Source organism: Loktanella sp. M215 (assembly GCF_021735925.1).
Classification (GTDB): domain Bacteria; phylum Pseudomonadota; class Alphaproteobacteria; order Rhodobacterales; family Rhodobacteraceae; genus Loktanella.
On sequence record NZ_WMEA01000001.1, the window covers coordinates 2250333 to 2264476 of the forward strand.

General features: G+C 56.8%; 17 protein-coding genes. 8 read left to right on the forward strand and 9 right to left on the reverse strand.

Annotation, left to right across the window (positions count from 1 at the left end; all coding sequences use genetic code 11):
• Nucleotides 1-38 precede the first annotated feature (38 nt).
• Entirely contained in the window at nucleotides 39-356 is a 318-nt protein-coding gene (locus GLR48_RS11015) for a hypothetical protein (protein WP_237061347.1), read from the forward strand.
• Nucleotides 357-468: 112 nt separating this feature from the next.
• Here GLR48_RS11015 and GLR48_RS11020 read toward each other — a convergent pair whose 3' ends face one another.
• Nucleotides 469-1308 (reverse strand): universal stress protein, encoded by an 840-nt coding sequence (locus GLR48_RS11020; RefSeq protein ID WP_237061349.1) that lies wholly within the window; start codon nucleotides 1306-1308, stop codon nucleotides 469-471.
• Nucleotides 1309-1718: 410 nt separating this feature from the next.
• Entirely contained in the window at nucleotides 1719-2594 is an 876-nt protein-coding gene (locus tag GLR48_RS11025) for a DUF2189 domain-containing protein (RefSeq protein ID WP_237061350.1), read from the reverse strand.
• Between the two features lie 285 nt (nucleotides 2595-2879).
• On the opposite strand from GLR48_RS11025, the gene speB reads away from it, so the two are divergent.
• Nucleotides 2880-3836 (forward strand): agmatinase, encoded by a 957-nt coding sequence (speB, locus tag GLR48_RS11030; RefSeq protein ID WP_237061351.1) that lies wholly within the window; start codon nucleotides 2880-2882, stop codon nucleotides 3834-3836.
• 29 nt (nucleotides 3837-3865) lie between these two features.
• Here the strand turns inward: speB and GLR48_RS11035 are convergent, their stop codons facing one another.
• Together GLR48_RS11035 and GLR48_RS11040 are read right to left on the reverse strand one after the other, a co-directional pair.
• Complete coding sequence (locus GLR48_RS11035; protein WP_237061352.1) at nucleotides 3866-4060, reverse strand: DUF6538 domain-containing protein; 195 nt, start codon at nucleotides 4058-4060, stop codon at nucleotides 3866-3868.
• A 321-nt stretch (nucleotides 4061-4381) separates the two neighbouring features.
• A complete protein-coding gene (locus GLR48_RS11040) occupies nucleotides 4382-4804 on the reverse strand; it encodes a VOC family protein (RefSeq protein ID WP_237061353.1) in 423 nt (140 codons plus the stop codon).
• A gap of 312 nt (nucleotides 4805-5116) precedes the next feature.
• Here GLR48_RS11040 and GLR48_RS11045 point away from each other — a divergent pair, with 312 nt between their 5' ends.
• A complete protein-coding gene (locus GLR48_RS11045) occupies nucleotides 5117-5689 on the forward strand; it encodes a sensor histidine kinase (RefSeq protein ID WP_237061354.1) in 573 nt (190 codons plus the stop codon).
• Nucleotides 5690-5826: 137 nt separating this feature from the next.
• Here the strand turns inward: GLR48_RS11045 and GLR48_RS11050 are convergent, their stop codons facing one another.
• The 5 genes from GLR48_RS11050 to GLR48_RS11070 all read right to left on the reverse strand — a co-directional run bounded on the left by GLR48_RS11050 (nucleotide 5827) and on the right by GLR48_RS11070 (nucleotide 9865).
• Nucleotides 5827-6024, reverse strand: coding sequence for a CsbD family protein (locus GLR48_RS11050; RefSeq protein ID WP_237061355.1), 198 nt, complete (start codon nucleotides 6022-6024; stop codon nucleotides 5827-5829).
• 283 nt (nucleotides 6025-6307) lie between these two features.
• The gene (gene chrA / locus GLR48_RS11055; protein ID WP_237061356.1) at nucleotides 6308-7600 is read right to left on the reverse strand and encodes a chromate efflux transporter; all 1293 of its coding nucleotides are present in this window, start codon (nucleotides 7598-7600) and stop codon (nucleotides 6308-6310) included.
• Nucleotides 7601-7603: 3 nt separating this feature from the next.
• The gene (locus GLR48_RS11060; protein ID WP_237061357.1) at nucleotides 7604-8422 is read right to left on the reverse strand and encodes a chromate resistance protein ChrB domain-containing protein; all 819 of its coding nucleotides are present in this window, start codon (nucleotides 8420-8422) and stop codon (nucleotides 7604-7606) included.
• Between the two features lie 310 nt (nucleotides 8423-8732).
• Entirely contained in the window at nucleotides 8733-9155 is a 423-nt protein-coding gene (locus tag GLR48_RS11065) for a hypothetical protein (protein WP_237061358.1), read from the reverse strand.
• 83 nt (nucleotides 9156-9238) lie between these two features.
• Nucleotides 9239-9865, reverse strand: a complete 627-nt coding sequence (locus tag GLR48_RS11070) for a TetR/AcrR family transcriptional regulator (protein ID WP_237061360.1) — start codon at nucleotides 9863-9865, stop codon at nucleotides 9239-9241.
• A 123-nt stretch (nucleotides 9866-9988) separates the two neighbouring features.
• Here GLR48_RS11070 and GLR48_RS11075 point away from each other — a divergent pair, with 123 nt between their 5' ends.
• The 5 genes from GLR48_RS11075 to GLR48_RS11095 are packed head-to-tail and all read left to right on the forward strand — an operon-like array spanning nucleotide 9989 to nucleotide 14144.
• Nucleotides 9989-11044 (forward strand): ABC transporter substrate-binding protein, encoded by a 1056-nt coding sequence (locus GLR48_RS11075; RefSeq protein ID WP_237061362.1) that lies wholly within the window; start codon nucleotides 9989-9991, stop codon nucleotides 11042-11044.
• A gap of 58 nt (nucleotides 11045-11102) precedes the next feature.
• The gene (locus GLR48_RS11080) at nucleotides 11103-11912 is read left to right on the forward strand and encodes an ABC transporter permease (protein ID WP_237061363.1); all 810 of its coding nucleotides are present in this window, start codon (nucleotides 11103-11105) and stop codon (nucleotides 11910-11912) included.
• Nucleotides 11912-12697, forward strand: a complete 786-nt coding sequence (locus GLR48_RS11085; protein WP_237061364.1) for an ABC transporter ATP-binding protein — start codon at nucleotides 11912-11914, stop codon at nucleotides 12695-12697. The genes GLR48_RS11080 and GLR48_RS11085 overlap by 1 nt, the downstream gene beginning before the upstream one ends.
• Complete coding sequence (locus tag GLR48_RS11090) at nucleotides 12697-13452, forward strand: SDR family NAD(P)-dependent oxidoreductase (protein WP_237061365.1); 756 nt, start codon at nucleotides 12697-12699, stop codon at nucleotides 13450-13452. Before GLR48_RS11085 ends, GLR48_RS11090 begins: the two co-directional genes overlap by 1 nt.
• Entirely contained in the window at nucleotides 13452-14144 is a 693-nt protein-coding gene (locus tag GLR48_RS11095) for an SDR family NAD(P)-dependent oxidoreductase (protein WP_237064521.1), read from the forward strand. The genes GLR48_RS11090 and GLR48_RS11095 overlap by 1 nt, the downstream gene beginning before the upstream one ends.

The following is a 14144-nucleotide window of genomic DNA, read 5'->3' on the forward strand; positions in this document are numbered from 1 at the left end:
GCTGCACCTTGACTGCCTGCGTGCGGTCGGAAGCGATCTTGATCGCCTCCGATGCGTTGTCGACCGATAGCGTGGAGGCCGACTTTTGTATTGAGGCCGTCGAAAAGGCGCTGGCCCGACACGGCAACCAAGGCGGAAAACCACTTAAAAAGCCCTTGGAACCTGTTCAAACAAATCGAACCTCTCCAATGCGCGGCACGGCGGCCACTCAAGACCTTGACGACATGACGCCTGGCAGTCATTTCAAGCAACTGCTTGCCAATGCTGCAGCAGTGTTCTTTGCCCCCGAGAATGAGAAATATCGATCCTGGATCTCGGCCTGGGCCGATGCGCAGCAAACTAAGCAGGTGATTTGATCGGAAACGAACTGGGCAGATGACGAGTGCTTCCTGATGATATCGTAAGATATTATGGGTCAAGGACCGAGGTTGTCCTCTGGCGTTTTTCAGATCGGGAAGGGGCCGCCAATCAGCGTGAGAACATCACGGGCAGGTCAGAGTGGGCAAGCAGGTTGCGCGTCGCGGCGCCAACCACCAAGTCGTAAATCCGGGAGTGACCGAAAGCTCCAACCGCGATCATATCCGCGCCGATCTCGAACGCTTCCTTGCTTAAGACCTCGGAAACTCCAGGTTTCGACCACGTCCGCTGCACGACCGTTGTATCGATGCCATGCCTGTCAAACGCCGCCGCGAGATCTCTCGTTGAATCGTCAGGCTCGCCGTTGGTGCTGGTGTCGGAGATTTTCATGATCTCGACCTTGTCACCCGCACTCAGCAACTGCAGGACGTCATGGGCCGCCCGCACGGCTTGTTTCGATCCGTTCCACCCGACCAGCACTGAGTGTCCGACCATCTCGTTGCGCAGGTTTGCAGGAACGAGGAGCACTGGTCTGCCGCAGTAGCGGATGACGCGCTCCAGCATTTTGACATACAGGGACCGTTCCTCGTCACGGCTCACAGCCGCCATGATCACGATGTCGGCGCCTCCGGCGCTTTCTATGATACAATCCTCAGGCGTGTAGAATTCACTTTTGATGTCGCGCCACTCCGAGACAAAGTCTTCGGCATGGGTGTGTTTGTCGAATACGGTTTTGAGCGCGGCGGTCTTTTCCGACTGCATGGCGCTGAATTCATCGTAAATTGACACCGGAATTGGCATGTCAGCCAGAGGGTAGACCGTTGGCGCCTCAATAATGCGTAGGACTACCAGATGCGCACCATGTTGCCGGGCAAGGTTGCAAGCCACTGACAAAACTGAATCCGCTGTTGATACGGATGTCAGGCACGTAAGAATTGTCTTGACGGTCATGTCTAATCCCTCCCTTTTTGGCGTTACGCATCTCCCATTCAGAACACTTATACTATAACATGAAAGCGATATTTGATCTATATCACCATTTGGTTGTGTGCGTGAATTAAGCTCCTGATGAGCCGCAGCAGACCACTTGGTAAACTACGCCGATGACCCATCCGTCCTGCTATGACCGGCAGATCTTTCATGCTCTCGATAATCAACATCTCGCGTCCTTGATGGCAGGATTGGAATGCTCGCTGAATGGAGTGACCCGAAGACCTGATCGCCGGAAATTGAAGAGGGCGAATGCGGAATGACAGGCCCCTCGATTTGCTCTGAAAGAGCGTCGTCTTCCTGCGGCCGCGGCGCCCGGGTTTCAGGTTTTTTCAGGGTATCTGATATCGATCGTGAAGGCGGGCGGTGACCTACGCCAATGAGCTGGAATGTTCGGCAATGGCTTTCCTGTATAGATGCCATGTCGCATGACCCAGGATTGGAAGTGTCACAATGAGACCGATGAAGAACGTCAGGATGCCAATTCCGAGCAGGGCGACAACGGCGATACCCCATAGGGCGACACCGCCGGGGTTCTGGCGTGCTACCTTCACCGATGTAACGACGGCGACCGACAACCCCACAGGTCTGTCTAAGAGGAGTGGAAACGATACGACGCTTATCGCCAGCACCAAGACGGCAAATATCAATCCTGCTCCCACCCCGACAACCAACAAAGCCCAACCCGCGGACGTTGTGAGCACGGTCTGAAGGAGTGCGCCTATCGAAGACGGCGCCTCTGGGCCTATCGTGACATTGTAAATCGTTACGGCGACGATGAGCCACACAATATAGACGGCTGCCAGATAGGCGCCAAGGGTGGCGATCGGTGCGAAGGACGGGGATCCTATGACCCGGAGTGCGTCCGCCCAACTGACATTCTCCCTTCGCTCCAGCAGGCGGCTCATCTCGTAGAGGCCAATGGCGGCCACGGGACCTATCAATGCGAACCCTGCGACGATCGGAAATACCAGTGGCAACAACGTTCGGTCCAATGCGAACCAGACCAGCATGATGCCAATGATGGGATACATCAGGACGAGAGCGATGACATCGGTTCGCAGGGACATGAAATCCTGTGCTCCTTTCCGAAGGGCATCCGTGACGTCACTACCTACCAACTGACGGATGACGATGGGGTCACGGTCCACTGAACCCAAAGCACGGCCACTTTCGCCCATGAACTGAGAGCTGTCGCCGAGCCTCTGAGTGACCCATGTCAGGGGATTGCCGATTGTCTTGGACATAGCAGGACCTCCGCAAACGGACGCAGCACGTCGCCATGACGCCTTTGCGTCGCATGGATCATCCATACCACATTTTGCGGCCAAAAAGCAGATCATATTGGATGGCGCGCATGATCAACGCAGCAGGGGGGAAACGACCCTCCTTTAGTTCTTGATCTGCAGACCTCATGGTTTTTCTGAACAGCAAAGGCTGACAACCCGTCCCGAAATAGGTGATAGAACGTTCAGGGCCAGCACAGATGCACCGCTCACCATCAAAAGCGAATTTGAAATAGGACCCAAGGCATGACCGATTTTCACCAACCCGTGGATGCATCGCTTGTTCCACGCTTTGCCGGGCACGCAACGTTCATGCGGCTGCCAGCGGTGGCCACCGCCCAAGGCCTTGATATCGCTTTGATCGGTATTCCGTGGGATGGCGGCACCACCAACCGTGCCGGTGCGCGCCATGGCCCGCGCGAGGTGCGCAGCATGTCCAGTCTGATGCGCCGCGCGCATCACGTCTCCGGGGTGGCCCCGTTTTCGATCGCGAACGTAGCGGATGTGGGTGACCTTCAGGTCAATCCGATTAATCTGACCGATGGGCTCGCTTTGATCCAACGCGGCATGACTGACATTGTGGCGACTGGCGCGATCCCGTTGTCAGTCGGCGGAGATCACCTGACAACGCTCCCGGTGCTGCGGGCCGTCGCGACGGGAGGCCCAGTGGGCTTGATCCATTTCGACGCGCATTCAGACACTAACGACACTTATTTTGGCGACAATCCCTATACGCACGGCACACCGTTCCGGCGGGGAATCGAGGAGGGTCTGATCGACCCCAAACGGATGGTTCAGATCGGCATACGCGGGTCCGTCTACGATCCGACCGAACACGACTGGGCCCGCGAACAGGGCATCCGTGTCATCTACATGGAGGAATTCATTCAACGCGGCGCCGCCAGCGTGATGGAGGAGGCTCGCTCCATCGTAGGTGATGGCGCAACTTATGTGACCTTTGATGTCGACAGCATCGACCCTTCGATGGCCCCCGGCACCGGCACGCCGGAAATCGGCGGCTTTACCACCCGCGAGGCGCAAGAAATGCTGCGCCTTCTGGCAGGCGTCAATATCGTCGGTGCCGATGTGGTAGAGGTGGCACCGCCGTTCGACGTCGGTGGCATGACCGCATTAGTCGGCGCGACAATGATGTTTGAATTGCTTTGCGTGATGGCCGACATGATCGATGCGCGCAGGCGTTAAAGCGTATCTGAATCGGTCGTGGGGATCTGTTACCAACGTTGGGGGGACAACGACTGAGCGTGGCGGATGATGAAGCGGGTGATGGCTTCGGCTTCGTCTCTCGTGTTCAGGCTTTCTTTGATGACATCGCGGCCAACACTTTCGCCAACGTCAGCAGGCAGCCTGACTCGATCCTGCCAGATACCGTTCGAAGTCTTCGTTGGTCTGGGCATTCGTAATCCCATGTGTACCGTCCTTGTGTACCAACAAGAACATTCCAACCCACGAATAACGCGCATCTTCTTGAAGCTAAGGGGGTTCAGATGGTGCTGTGAGAGAGGATTGAACTCTCGACCGTGTTATATAAATCAATGACTTACGCCATGCTTTGTAACGCTGTGACGGGCAGGCAAACGACCGAAAAAATTTGGGGGTATCCGCAAGCTGTGTTGGTCGGCTATGCGGACCAAGCTGCCGTCTGACGTTGTCACCTGATAGTCCGCATCTGGTTTGAAAGATCTGTCGAGCGACGCACCGGACACGTCGCTCAGCAGGCTTTCATCGCGTTACATTTTGAAGGCCACATGTCCGTCTTCGTTGATTGGCCACAGTGGGTTAAACGCGATTTCCCAGATATGACCGTCCGGGTCCGCGATATATCCGCGACGTCCGCCTTGGGGAGGCTCGTCAGCTTCACGAAGCACTGCCGCTCCGGCGGCAACAAGCTTGTCGATCACAGTTTGAACATCGCTGTCTTCGGGCACATTGTGTGCAAGCGTCACAGCAGCCGACGCCGACAGACCTTGCTGCTTCGTGTCGTCTTCAAGAGACGATTTCAACCATGTGCCAAAGACAAATCCATTCATCTGGTAGAAGGCGATTTCAGCGTTCTCGAAAACCGGGGTCCAGCCGAACCCCTTTTGATAAAACGCCTTCGATCTTTCGAGGTCGGATATCCCAAGTGTTACCACTGCGATCTGTTGCTGCATTTCCATATTCTTTCCCATGCCCGCACGACATGTGCAGGCGTCTGGACCATGGGACGCGACTATCGGAGCGCCGATGCACGTAAGGACCCGCTTGGAATTGGGGGCCGGGCCAACCGCACCGACCTAACCTGTTTCTGGTCATTGCAGCTTAATTGAACACCGCAGAACGTCAATCATATGAACAGGTTTGACAGCAGACCCCAGTAGCCTTCCCCGTGCAACTTTCGTCATATGCACCAACGACGGGCCAATTCCTTTCGGACACGAGGAGAACATATCACGGCGCGCAAGGAAGCCGAGGCGCGGAGTTTGATGCTGACCCATGCGCTGGAACATCGCATAAAAAACATCCTGTTGATGGTATCGGCAATGGCGTCGCAGACGATGCGGAATACAGATATTGAAACGGGTCGCACGGTCCTTGCCGACCGACTCCGCGCGCTCGCACATGCACATGACATCCTGAACGACACGCGCTGGACGGACGCCTCTATGATGGAAGTGATCGCCAATACGATTGCCGTCTTTCCGACACAGCAGATACCGATTTTCGGTCCACCTGTCTCTTTCAGCCCCAAGATGGCACCTTCCTTGGCCCTCGCCGTGAATGAGCTTGGCACGAATGCCCCGAATTATTGCGCACTTTCGACGCCGAACGGGGCAGTGTCGGTTGAATGGACTTCGCCGGCTAAAAGTGAAGCAGACGCCGAGACGCTGGTCTGGCGTTGGATCGAGACCGGAGGTCCGCGCGTTACGCCGCCCAGTCGTCGGGGATTCGGAACGATCCTCGTGGAGAACTTGTTGGCCATCGACTTCGAAAGATCAGTCCGGATCATTTATCACCCGACAGGAGTCGAGTGCGTGCTCACCGCACCGATGACTTGAATGAATTCATGAAGTCCGCACTGGCGGTGTCACGACCGTCGCATTTTTGGCGCCGCATCCAGATGTTACGTTCGCCATGAAAAGTGCCCGGCGCCGTGATTGCAACGGGCCGGGCTGATCCTATGATTCAGCGGTCCTCAGAGTGAGTCGATCCAGGCGTCGACGCGCTTCTTGGCCTGTTCTTTGTTGTCGCCGTAGCGCTCTTGGATTTTACCCTCCAACACGTCACGGTCACCGTTGGCATGTGCCAGATCGTCGTCGGTCAGGTCAGCCCACTGCTGCTTTGCCTTACCGGTCATCTGCTTCCAGTTGCCTTGAATTTGATCCCAGTTCATCTCGTCTCTCCTTCATTGAAATTTCTGTCTGGATAACGCAGCTGTGGCTGTCTGTGTTCCCATTATGTGCCATTCACCAATGGGGATGAACCGCAGCTACTTTAGGCACAGAGCCGACCATCGCCGCATGCGTCATGGAGGAGTTGTCAGCGAGCAGCGGAACTTCGCTACGATGCTTGTCGAAGTCTATTTGCGGACAAAGTTTGCTTTCGCAGCAGTTGCACCAATGTCCGGGTTTGCGTCCCGCTAAGAAAGGCGGTGGTGACGAGTCCCGACCGACACGTCATAAGATCATCTGGCCTGCTGCGCCGAGACCTGCGGCGACGAGTAGAATGCGGATGATGCCCCAATGCAGTCGGAACGCCAGAAAGGCGCACAAGAGGAACAGCGCCAGTGCGTGCCATTCAATTGTGGCCAGCTCTGGCTGCCAAAGCGTAATTGGCCCCAGTTGCTGCCGCGTAACCCTTGCGAACAAGACGTGCAGTGCGAACCAGATAGAAAGGTTGAGGATGACGCCCACAACCGCAGCCGTGATCGCTTTGAGAGCACCCTTCAGCCGGGGCTGGTTTGAGATCCATTCGATGTAGGGGGCACCTGCGAATATCCAGAGAAAGCAAGGCGCGAACGTTACCCAGAGCGCCACGAGGGCAGCCGCTGCTCCGAGCAGAAGTCCGCCGTCCTTGAAGCCTGCCAGAAAGCCGACGAATTCGGTAACGAGGATCAAAGGGCCGGGCGTGGTCTCTGCCAGTCCCAGGGCATCCACCATTTCCTGCGGCGACAGCCATCCGAATTGAACCACGACGTCCTGCGCCATATACGCAAGGACGGCGTAAGCTCCGCCAAATGTCACAACGGCGAGCGTCGAGAAAAACTTGCCAACCTGAACCAGAATGTCTGGGGCTCCTGACGATGTCAGGATCAAAAGCGGAAGCAGCCAGATCGACAGCCAGATGCCGATCGTGCGACCGGTTTTGGCGAACGAGACATGCGACATGTTGATGACCTGACCCTGCGTATCAGCGGTTGCCATGAACCACCCCACAAGACCCGCCATCAGAACGATCAACGGATAGGGGATCGACAGAAAGAAGATGCCCACGAAGGCAAGCCCCGCAACTACCCAGTGCCACCTTTGCGACAGTGCCTTCTTCGCGACGCGCAGCAACGCCTCGACGACGATGACCAGAACGGCGGCCTTGATGCCGTAGAACAGCGCCGCGACAAGGGGCACGTTGCCGTAGACACTGTAGATGGCGGCAAGCGCCATGATGACCGTCGCACCGGGAACAACGAACAGCAGTCCGGCAATCAGTCCTCCCAAGGTGCCGTGAAGCCGCCAGCCCGCATAGGTCGCCAGTTGCATGGCCTCCGGCCCGGGCAGAAGCATGCAGAAACTCAGGGCGTTGAGGAACTGGTCCTCGGTCAGCCATTTGCGGTCGTCGACAACCTCCTTGTGCATGAGCGCGATCTGGGCAGCAGGACCGCCGAAAGACAGAATGCCGATCTTCCACCAGACGCGGGTCGCTTGTGCTAGAGAGGGTTTATCGTTCGCAATGATGTTTATGGGTTGTGGCATGATCTATGCCTTGCCCGTTGCAGCGGGCCAATCGTGACCTTCGCCAGTCGCGTCGCGTGCCCAGCGATAGAAAGCGTCGTATAGCGTCATGCCGGCCTCGAGCTGGTCCAGATCGTCGCGGAACATCCGAGAGAGGCCGAGTGACACTGCAAGAAGTCCTGCCGCCTCCGGTGCCAGATCGTGGCTGTCGGTGTCGGCCCCACGCACGACGGTTGCCAACCTGGAGAGGGCATCGTTGCGAATGCCGAACTCCTCAATCATCGTATCGAACGTGCATGCAGCACCCCGGTGGCTCCAGAATACACCCTCGATGTCGAAGGGCGCGGCATCGAACTTTTCGGCCACGCCATTTACCTGCGACGCCGCCACGAACAGGAACTGCGCTTTCGGGTCGACAAAGCGACGGATGAGCCAGGGACAGGCGATCCGGTCGATCTTGGGCCGGTGACGGGTCACCCAGACCGTCCTGCCCAAGGTGTCAAGCGGCGGCAACTTTTCCGTCGACACCGTGGGAGGCCCGGCGTCTCGCCAACCGAAGTGCCCCCCTTCGAGAATTTCCGCACGCACGCCCGCAGCGCGCAATACCGCGGCTGCACCATGGCTGATCTTGTGGCCCTTCTGACAGTAGACGACGATCGCCTGTTCGTTGAGGGCGTCGGCCAGATCAGCCACCTTTGCAAAAGGGTGGCGATACGCACTTGGGATCAGGGTCGGGTCTGCGTTAAAATCCTCGTCGGTGCGCACGTCGATCAGCACGGGGCAGTCGGGTGTGCCCACCAGTCGGGACAGGGTCGATACGGAAATCTCGCTAAATGACGCCATGAAGCATCCTCCAAATGTGAGATCGAAACTGGAAGGATGCGAGATTGGGCTGACGCCTCACGGGGTTCTCACAAACCCCTGATCTTCATTCATAGGAACTTTTCCTGAGGTCGTCAAATGCGATAGACTTCCGGCACCGCGACACGGTCAATGGAAGATTTACTGACGCTGCATCTTTAGCTTCTGCAACAGAAATATCTAGTTTGTTTGACCTCGTTCTTAATAAAACTCCTGATGCTGACATTCGCCGCTTTGCAGAAATCTAGTAAGGAGAGATCGAATCGGAAATCCGACCACATCAGCGCCAAGCTTATGAGGCAAGAATAAATTTTGCCGGTTGCATCTCTTCCATCCGGACTTCCAGCCACCGGATGTAGCCGTTCAGGTTCTTCGTCGCTGGCCCACAGAAGGGCTTAATGAACCTGCCGTAGCTGGCGTGCAGCGAGTTCACATTCTGGATATGATAGCAGCCCGCCGCGACCCGTGTGCCAGGCTTACTTCCGACTACGAAGTGCTCAAGGCAGCGTTCCGCCGCGAGTTTCTTGTCGCCGTTGCCTCCGTGCGAGCAGAGCACGGCATCGCCTGGGACTAAGGGGTTCATCGCGCGTTCCACGGTCGCGCCCTTGCGGTTCGTTAATCTACGAAAGAGCCGTGCGCCGCCGCGGTCGGCATCCGTAAGAATGGGCAGCCGCCACCTTGACAGGCCGCGCATCATCTTCAGTCCTTGTGGCATGAAGTCTTTGAGTTGGCAAAAAATGGCGATTTCATTTCCGTCACAACGATCATCAGCGATCCGCTATTGTGACGGGACATCTCTCAGGCGGACGTTGGAGGGAACAGTGCCTCCAGATCGTTTCTTAAATATTGCATGACAACTGACTGTTCGGTTTTGTCATTCGAGATAAATTCGATAAATCTTGCATTTTGCACGTTGAAGAGCGCCCACCCCAAATGAACGGGGTCGGCCGTGATGCGCATTTTCTTGTCATTCAAGCGGCCAATCTCTCGGATCAGAACCTGTGCCAGACGATCGTCTAGCTCATGATACAGCTTTCCGAACCTCGGTTCCGTCGCGCTGACAGAGGCCGAAATAACCTGCCGCCAGATCGCCTTGTCGAGGTGGGTCAGGGTATGCGCGCAGATAATATCGAAGAAGCGTAAAACCAGTTCGGACACGTTTTCCGGATGTCCAACCAGATCTCGCGCAAGTGTGTCGATCAACGCGCTGTCACTTTCGGCAACGAGCGCCAAAAGGATGTTGGATTTCGTGCCATAGTAATTGTGAACGGTGACGCCGGATATGCCTGCGATCTCTGCGATGGCTTCGATCGTGATGTTTTCGATGCCCGCCTTTTCAAAGAGGCTTTTCGCGGCGGCGATGATGCGCTCTCGGCGATCCTCCTTTTGCCGTTCGCGGAGCCCGGTGGTGCGAATATCTGTCATAGACCGTGTTGTCCTGCGACATGATCTGAGGGTCAACATAAAAAGTTGTCTAGGTAAAAAATTTAGTGGACTAAAATTTTTTACCTCATATGGTTCTCTAAATCATCGCATATGGAGATCAGGATGCCACGTAGCCCATTTGTCTTTGCAATTGCTGTAACCACCTGCGCAGGCGGCGCTGCGTGGGCGCAAGAGACTGTAAATGTCGGGATGTGTGTCTCGTGGCCTGGCTACGCGATGCTGGAGGTTGCCCGGGAGAAGGACCTGATACCCGGCTACGACTTGAACCTTACGATCTTCGAGGATCCGATCGGGGGCCATTCTGCCTTGGCCGCGGGACAAATCGATGTCTATGGCTGCACGGCTGACTATATCCCTGTGGCAATTGCGGCTGATTTGAACACGGTCAACGTTGCATACCTCAATCCATCCTTTGGTGTGGATCACATCATTCTGGCTGAAGGGATTGAACCGGCTGATTTAAAGGGAAAAAAGGTTGCCGCGCCTCAGGCCTATATTGGCGAGTTGCTGATGGGACTGTGGCTCGACCGCGTTGGTATCGCGCCTGGCGATGTCGAATGGGTCAATCTTAACGCTGATGAAGCAGTCGGACCAATGTTGTCTGGCGACCTCGCCGCAGCATACATGTATGAACCGTGGATCGGCACTGTGCTGGCTGCCGCGCCTGGCGCACGATCTGTCGTGAATACAACCGATCCCGAGATGCTTAAAACAGGCATCTTCATGGACTCGCTTTACATGAACAAGACTTTCATTGCCGATCACCGCGAAGCCGCCCTTGCCGTGCTGAAGGCGGAATGGGACGGACGGCAATACTGGCACGACAACGTTGAAGAAACAAATGGCTTGATCGCGTCTTATTTGAAGTGGTCGCCAGAAGACGTGGCATCCGTAATCGGCACGAATGGCAAAAGCGTCGAGGGTGGAAACTACACCTTCGATTTCGATGAATCCGCCCGCACCTGCGGTGTGTTGGACGGCGAGCCTCCTTTCGGTCTAGCGAACGGATCGATGGTCAGTTCGGTTGCACTGACGAACGAATGGTGGGTCAAGTTGGGACTAATGACTGAAACAGTTGACCCGGCTGCCGGCATTGACTGCAGCCTGATGTCTGATCTCGTGGCGCAGGGCTACCGCCAAGCCTTCGCGGCAAACTGAAGTGCGACGCTTCGCGGCGCGAGCTGCGGAGGGTCCCAAACCCGAGGTTGCAAAGACAATGGCCGACGCGGGTAGATCATCCCGGCGACTTCAAGTGCGCGTCCCGGTGTCGCCACGTCAGGGCGCTGTTTCAGCGATTGGGATCTGGGTTGTGTTTTTTGGCGTCTGGTTGGCTGCGACTTCGGCGGGATTGGTCAATCCAATTCTTGTGCCGTCGCCGGTCAGTGTGTTTAGCGCAATATATGACCTTTTCGCCAATCAGGGCTTTGGATCCGATGTTTTGATTTCACTCATGCGGGTCGTGGTGGCCTTCGCGATGGCCTGTGCCGTTGCAGTGCCCCTGGGCGTCGTAATGGGGACCTTTCCTGCGGTAGATGCGGTGTTTGGTCCCTTTGTGTCGGCGTGGCGGTATCTACCGGCGCCGTCGTTCATTCCGATACTTTTGATGTGGTTCGGCACCGGAGAAGCACCGAAGCTGGCCCTGCTCTTCCTTGGGGTAATCTTCTTTCTTGTAACCTTGATCGCAGATCACACCAAAGAGGTCCGCAAAGAACTGGTCGAGACTGCGCTGACGCTGGGAGCTGGTCGCGGCGTCACCTTGCTGCGGGTCATTCTCCCCGCGGCACTTCCCAATATTGTGGTCGCTATGCGGCAGATGCTCGCTGTGGTGTGGACCTATCTTGTGATTGCTGAAATCGTTGCTTCGTCAACGGGTATCGGTGCGATGATGATGCGGGCGCGGCGGTTTTTGCGCACGGATGAAATTCTTGCCGGCATCGTTGTGATTGGCGCTTTGGGGCTGATTTGCGACATAGCCTTTGCGATTTTGCACCGCCGTCTGTTCCCTTATCTGCGCGGAGTGCGCTGATGACCGAGTCACTGTTGACGTTGCAAAACGTGACGAAAACCTTTCGGTTGCCATCTGGCGACGACCTGACAGCAGTAGACGACGTGTCATTCAATATCGACGCGGGATCAGTCTGCGTCCTGTTGGGTCCGTCCGGCAGCGGGAAATCAACAATCCTGCGCATGATCGCGGGTCTGGAAACCCAGACCTCTGGTGTGATCCAGATTGGCGGTCAGCAGATTGACGGGCCAGGGCAGGACCGGGGAATGGTGTTTCAGGCCTATACTTCGTTCGATTGGATGTCAGTCGGCAAGAATGTCGAATTCGGAATGCGCGTGAATGGTGTGCCTGTGGCTGAACGGCGGGAACGGGCGGCCCATTTCATTGATCTCGTCGGACTGACAAAATTCATCGATACTTATCCGTCGACGCTGTCGGGGGGGATGCGCCAGCGAGTCGCCATCGCGCGCACTCTGGCAAACGCGCCAAAGGTGCTGCTGATGGACGAACCGTTTGGCGCATTGGACGCCGAAACGCGTTGGCAAATGCAGGAACTGATGATGGACATTGCGCAGGCATCTGGCACGACGATGGTCATCGTGACCCATGATATTGAGGAAGCCATCTTTCTGGCTGACAAGATTATTTTCCTGTCAAGCCACCCGGGCCGGGTCAAGGAAGAGATTTTGCCGGATTTCAAGCCCCCGACACGGCTCGTCAACAAGGAAGACCTGATTGCACTTGATGGCTATGGCGTGATGGAGAGGAAGATCATGCGCATGATGCGGGAAGAGGGGAAGCACTGATGTCGCTCAACTTCACGGGGCGGACCGTCGTGGTCACCGGATCAAGCCGCGGCATCGGCTTGGGCATCGCAGAGGGTTTTGCCGCAGCAGGGGCGGTCCTGCATTTGATCGCTGATGACATCGCAGTGAACCAATGTGCCGAAACACTCGGCGCGACGGCGGCGGTTGCCGATATCACAGATGCCGATCAAGTTGCCGCAGCCCTCGCACCGCTTAATCGGATCGATGTTTTGATCAATAACGCGGGTCTGGAGCTGATGACGCCGATCGCAGATTCGTCCGGCACCCTGTCGGATGCATTTCGTCGGGTCATCGATGTGAACGTCATTGGCACGACTTTGGTCACGACCGCCGCTTTGGGTCGCATGGGCGCTGGGGGAGCAATCGTTAACACGTCGTCGATTTGGGGTCGCGTGGCGGAACCCGGCTTCGGTGCCTATGTCGCCTCGAAACACGCAATTATCGGGCTGACGAAAACCTGGGCACGCGAACTGGGACCACGCGGCATTCGCGTGAATGCGGTCTGTCCAGGTTGGGTGCGCACGGCAGCGTCCATGCGTTCACTGGCTCACATGGCGGCCGATGCAGGCTTGCCTGAACAGGAACTGCTTGACCGGATCGTTGCCGGTCAATCCCTTTCTGGCCTGATGGAACCGGCGGATATGGCGCCAACCTATCTGTTTCTGGCTTCGGCCATGGCTGCAAACATCACTGGTCAATCGCTGGGCGTCGACCGAGGAGAGGTGCCGTGGTAATGCCGCTTACCGGCAAGGCGGCGATTGTGACCGGCGCAGCCAGCGGGATCGGTCTGGCGACAGCGGTGGCGCTGCGGCAGGCAGGCGCCCGGGTGATCGGACTGGACCTGCAGCCCGGTAATGACATCCTTGCCTGCGATCTGCGTGACGAGGTCCAGATCATCGCGGCAGTGGCACAAGCGCAGGCACATCTGGGCGGAATCGACATTCTTGTGAACAACGCAGGCATCCTGCGGGAACAGCGGCTGGCACAGCTGACCTCAGAGCATATCGATACGATGTTTGCGGTAAATGTGCGTGCAGCGATGCTGGTTGCACGTGAAGTGCTGCCGCATTTGCCCGACGGCGGACGGATCATCAATATCGTGTCAGAGCTTGCCTATCTGGGCCGTGCCGGAGGCGCCGTCTACGCCGGCACGAAGGCGGCCATGATCGGCGTGACGCGGTCTTGGGCCCGCGAATTGGGCCCGCGCATTCTGGTGAACGCCGTCGCCCCAGGTCCAACGGATACACCATTGCTGGGTTTTTCGGCACTGACAGACGATGAGAAGGCTGCGGAAACCGCCAATCCACTGGGTCGCATCGGACAACCAGAAGAGGTTGCTGCCGCGGTCGTGTTCCTTGCGGGACCGGGCGCCACATTTTTTACAGGACAATGCCTTGGTGCCAATGGCGGCGCGGCAATGACATGA

What these genes read in the sequence shown, in the direction of transcription:
- GLR48_RS11070 (WP_237061360.1), bottom strand. Translation starts at nt 9,865, where the DNA reads ATGACAGATATTCGCACCACCGGGCTCCGCGAACGGCAAAAGGAGGAT.
- speB (WP_237061351.1), top strand. Translation starts at nt 2,880, where the DNA reads ATGACCGATTTTCACCAACCCGTGGATGCATCGCTTGTTCCACGCTTT.
- GLR48_RS11090 (WP_237061365.1), top strand. Translation starts at nt 12,697, where the DNA reads ATGTCGCTCAACTTCACGGGGCGGACCGTCGTGGTCACCGGATCAAGC.
- chrA (WP_237061356.1), bottom strand. Translation starts at nt 7,600, where the DNA reads ATGCCACAACCCATAAACATCATTGCGAACGATAAACCCTCTCTAGCA.
- GLR48_RS11045 (WP_237061354.1), top strand. Translation starts at nt 5,117, where the DNA reads ATGCTGACCCATGCGCTGGAACATCGCATAAAAAACATCCTGTTGATG.
- GLR48_RS11025 (WP_237061350.1), bottom strand. Translation starts at nt 2,594, where the DNA reads ATGTCCAAGACAATCGGCAATCCCCTGACATGGGTCACTCAGAGGCTC.
- GLR48_RS11035 (WP_237061352.1), bottom strand. Translation starts at nt 4,060, where the DNA reads ATGGGATTACGAATGCCCAGACCAACGAAGACTTCGAACGGTATCTGG.
- GLR48_RS11095 (WP_237064521.1), top strand. Translation starts at nt 13,452, where the DNA reads ATGCCGCTTACCGGCAAGGCGGCGATTGTGACCGGCGCAGCCAGCGGG.
- GLR48_RS11020 (WP_237061349.1), bottom strand. Translation starts at nt 1,308, where the DNA reads ATGACCGTCAAGACAATTCTTACGTGCCTGACATCCGTATCAACAGCG.
- GLR48_RS11050 (WP_237061355.1), bottom strand. Translation starts at nt 6,024, where the DNA reads ATGAACTGGGATCAAATTCAAGGCAACTGGAAGCAGATGACCGGTAAG.
- GLR48_RS11065 (WP_237061358.1), bottom strand. Translation starts at nt 9,155, where the DNA reads ATGCCACAAGGACTGAAGATGATGCGCGGCCTGTCAAGGTGGCGGCTG.
- GLR48_RS11080 (WP_237061363.1), top strand. Translation starts at nt 11,103, where the DNA reads ATGGCCGACGCGGGTAGATCATCCCGGCGACTTCAAGTGCGCGTCCCG.
- GLR48_RS11060 (WP_237061357.1), bottom strand. Translation starts at nt 8,422, where the DNA reads ATGGCGTCATTTAGCGAGATTTCCGTATCGACCCTGTCCCGACTGGTG.
- GLR48_RS11075 (WP_237061362.1), top strand. Translation starts at nt 9,989, where the DNA reads ATGCCACGTAGCCCATTTGTCTTTGCAATTGCTGTAACCACCTGCGCA.
- GLR48_RS11040 (WP_237061353.1), bottom strand. Translation starts at nt 4,804, where the DNA reads ATGCAGCAACAGATCGCAGTGGTAACACTTGGGATATCCGACCTCGAA.
- GLR48_RS11085 (WP_237061364.1), top strand. Translation starts at nt 11,912, where the DNA reads ATGACCGAGTCACTGTTGACGTTGCAAAACGTGACGAAAACCTTTCGG.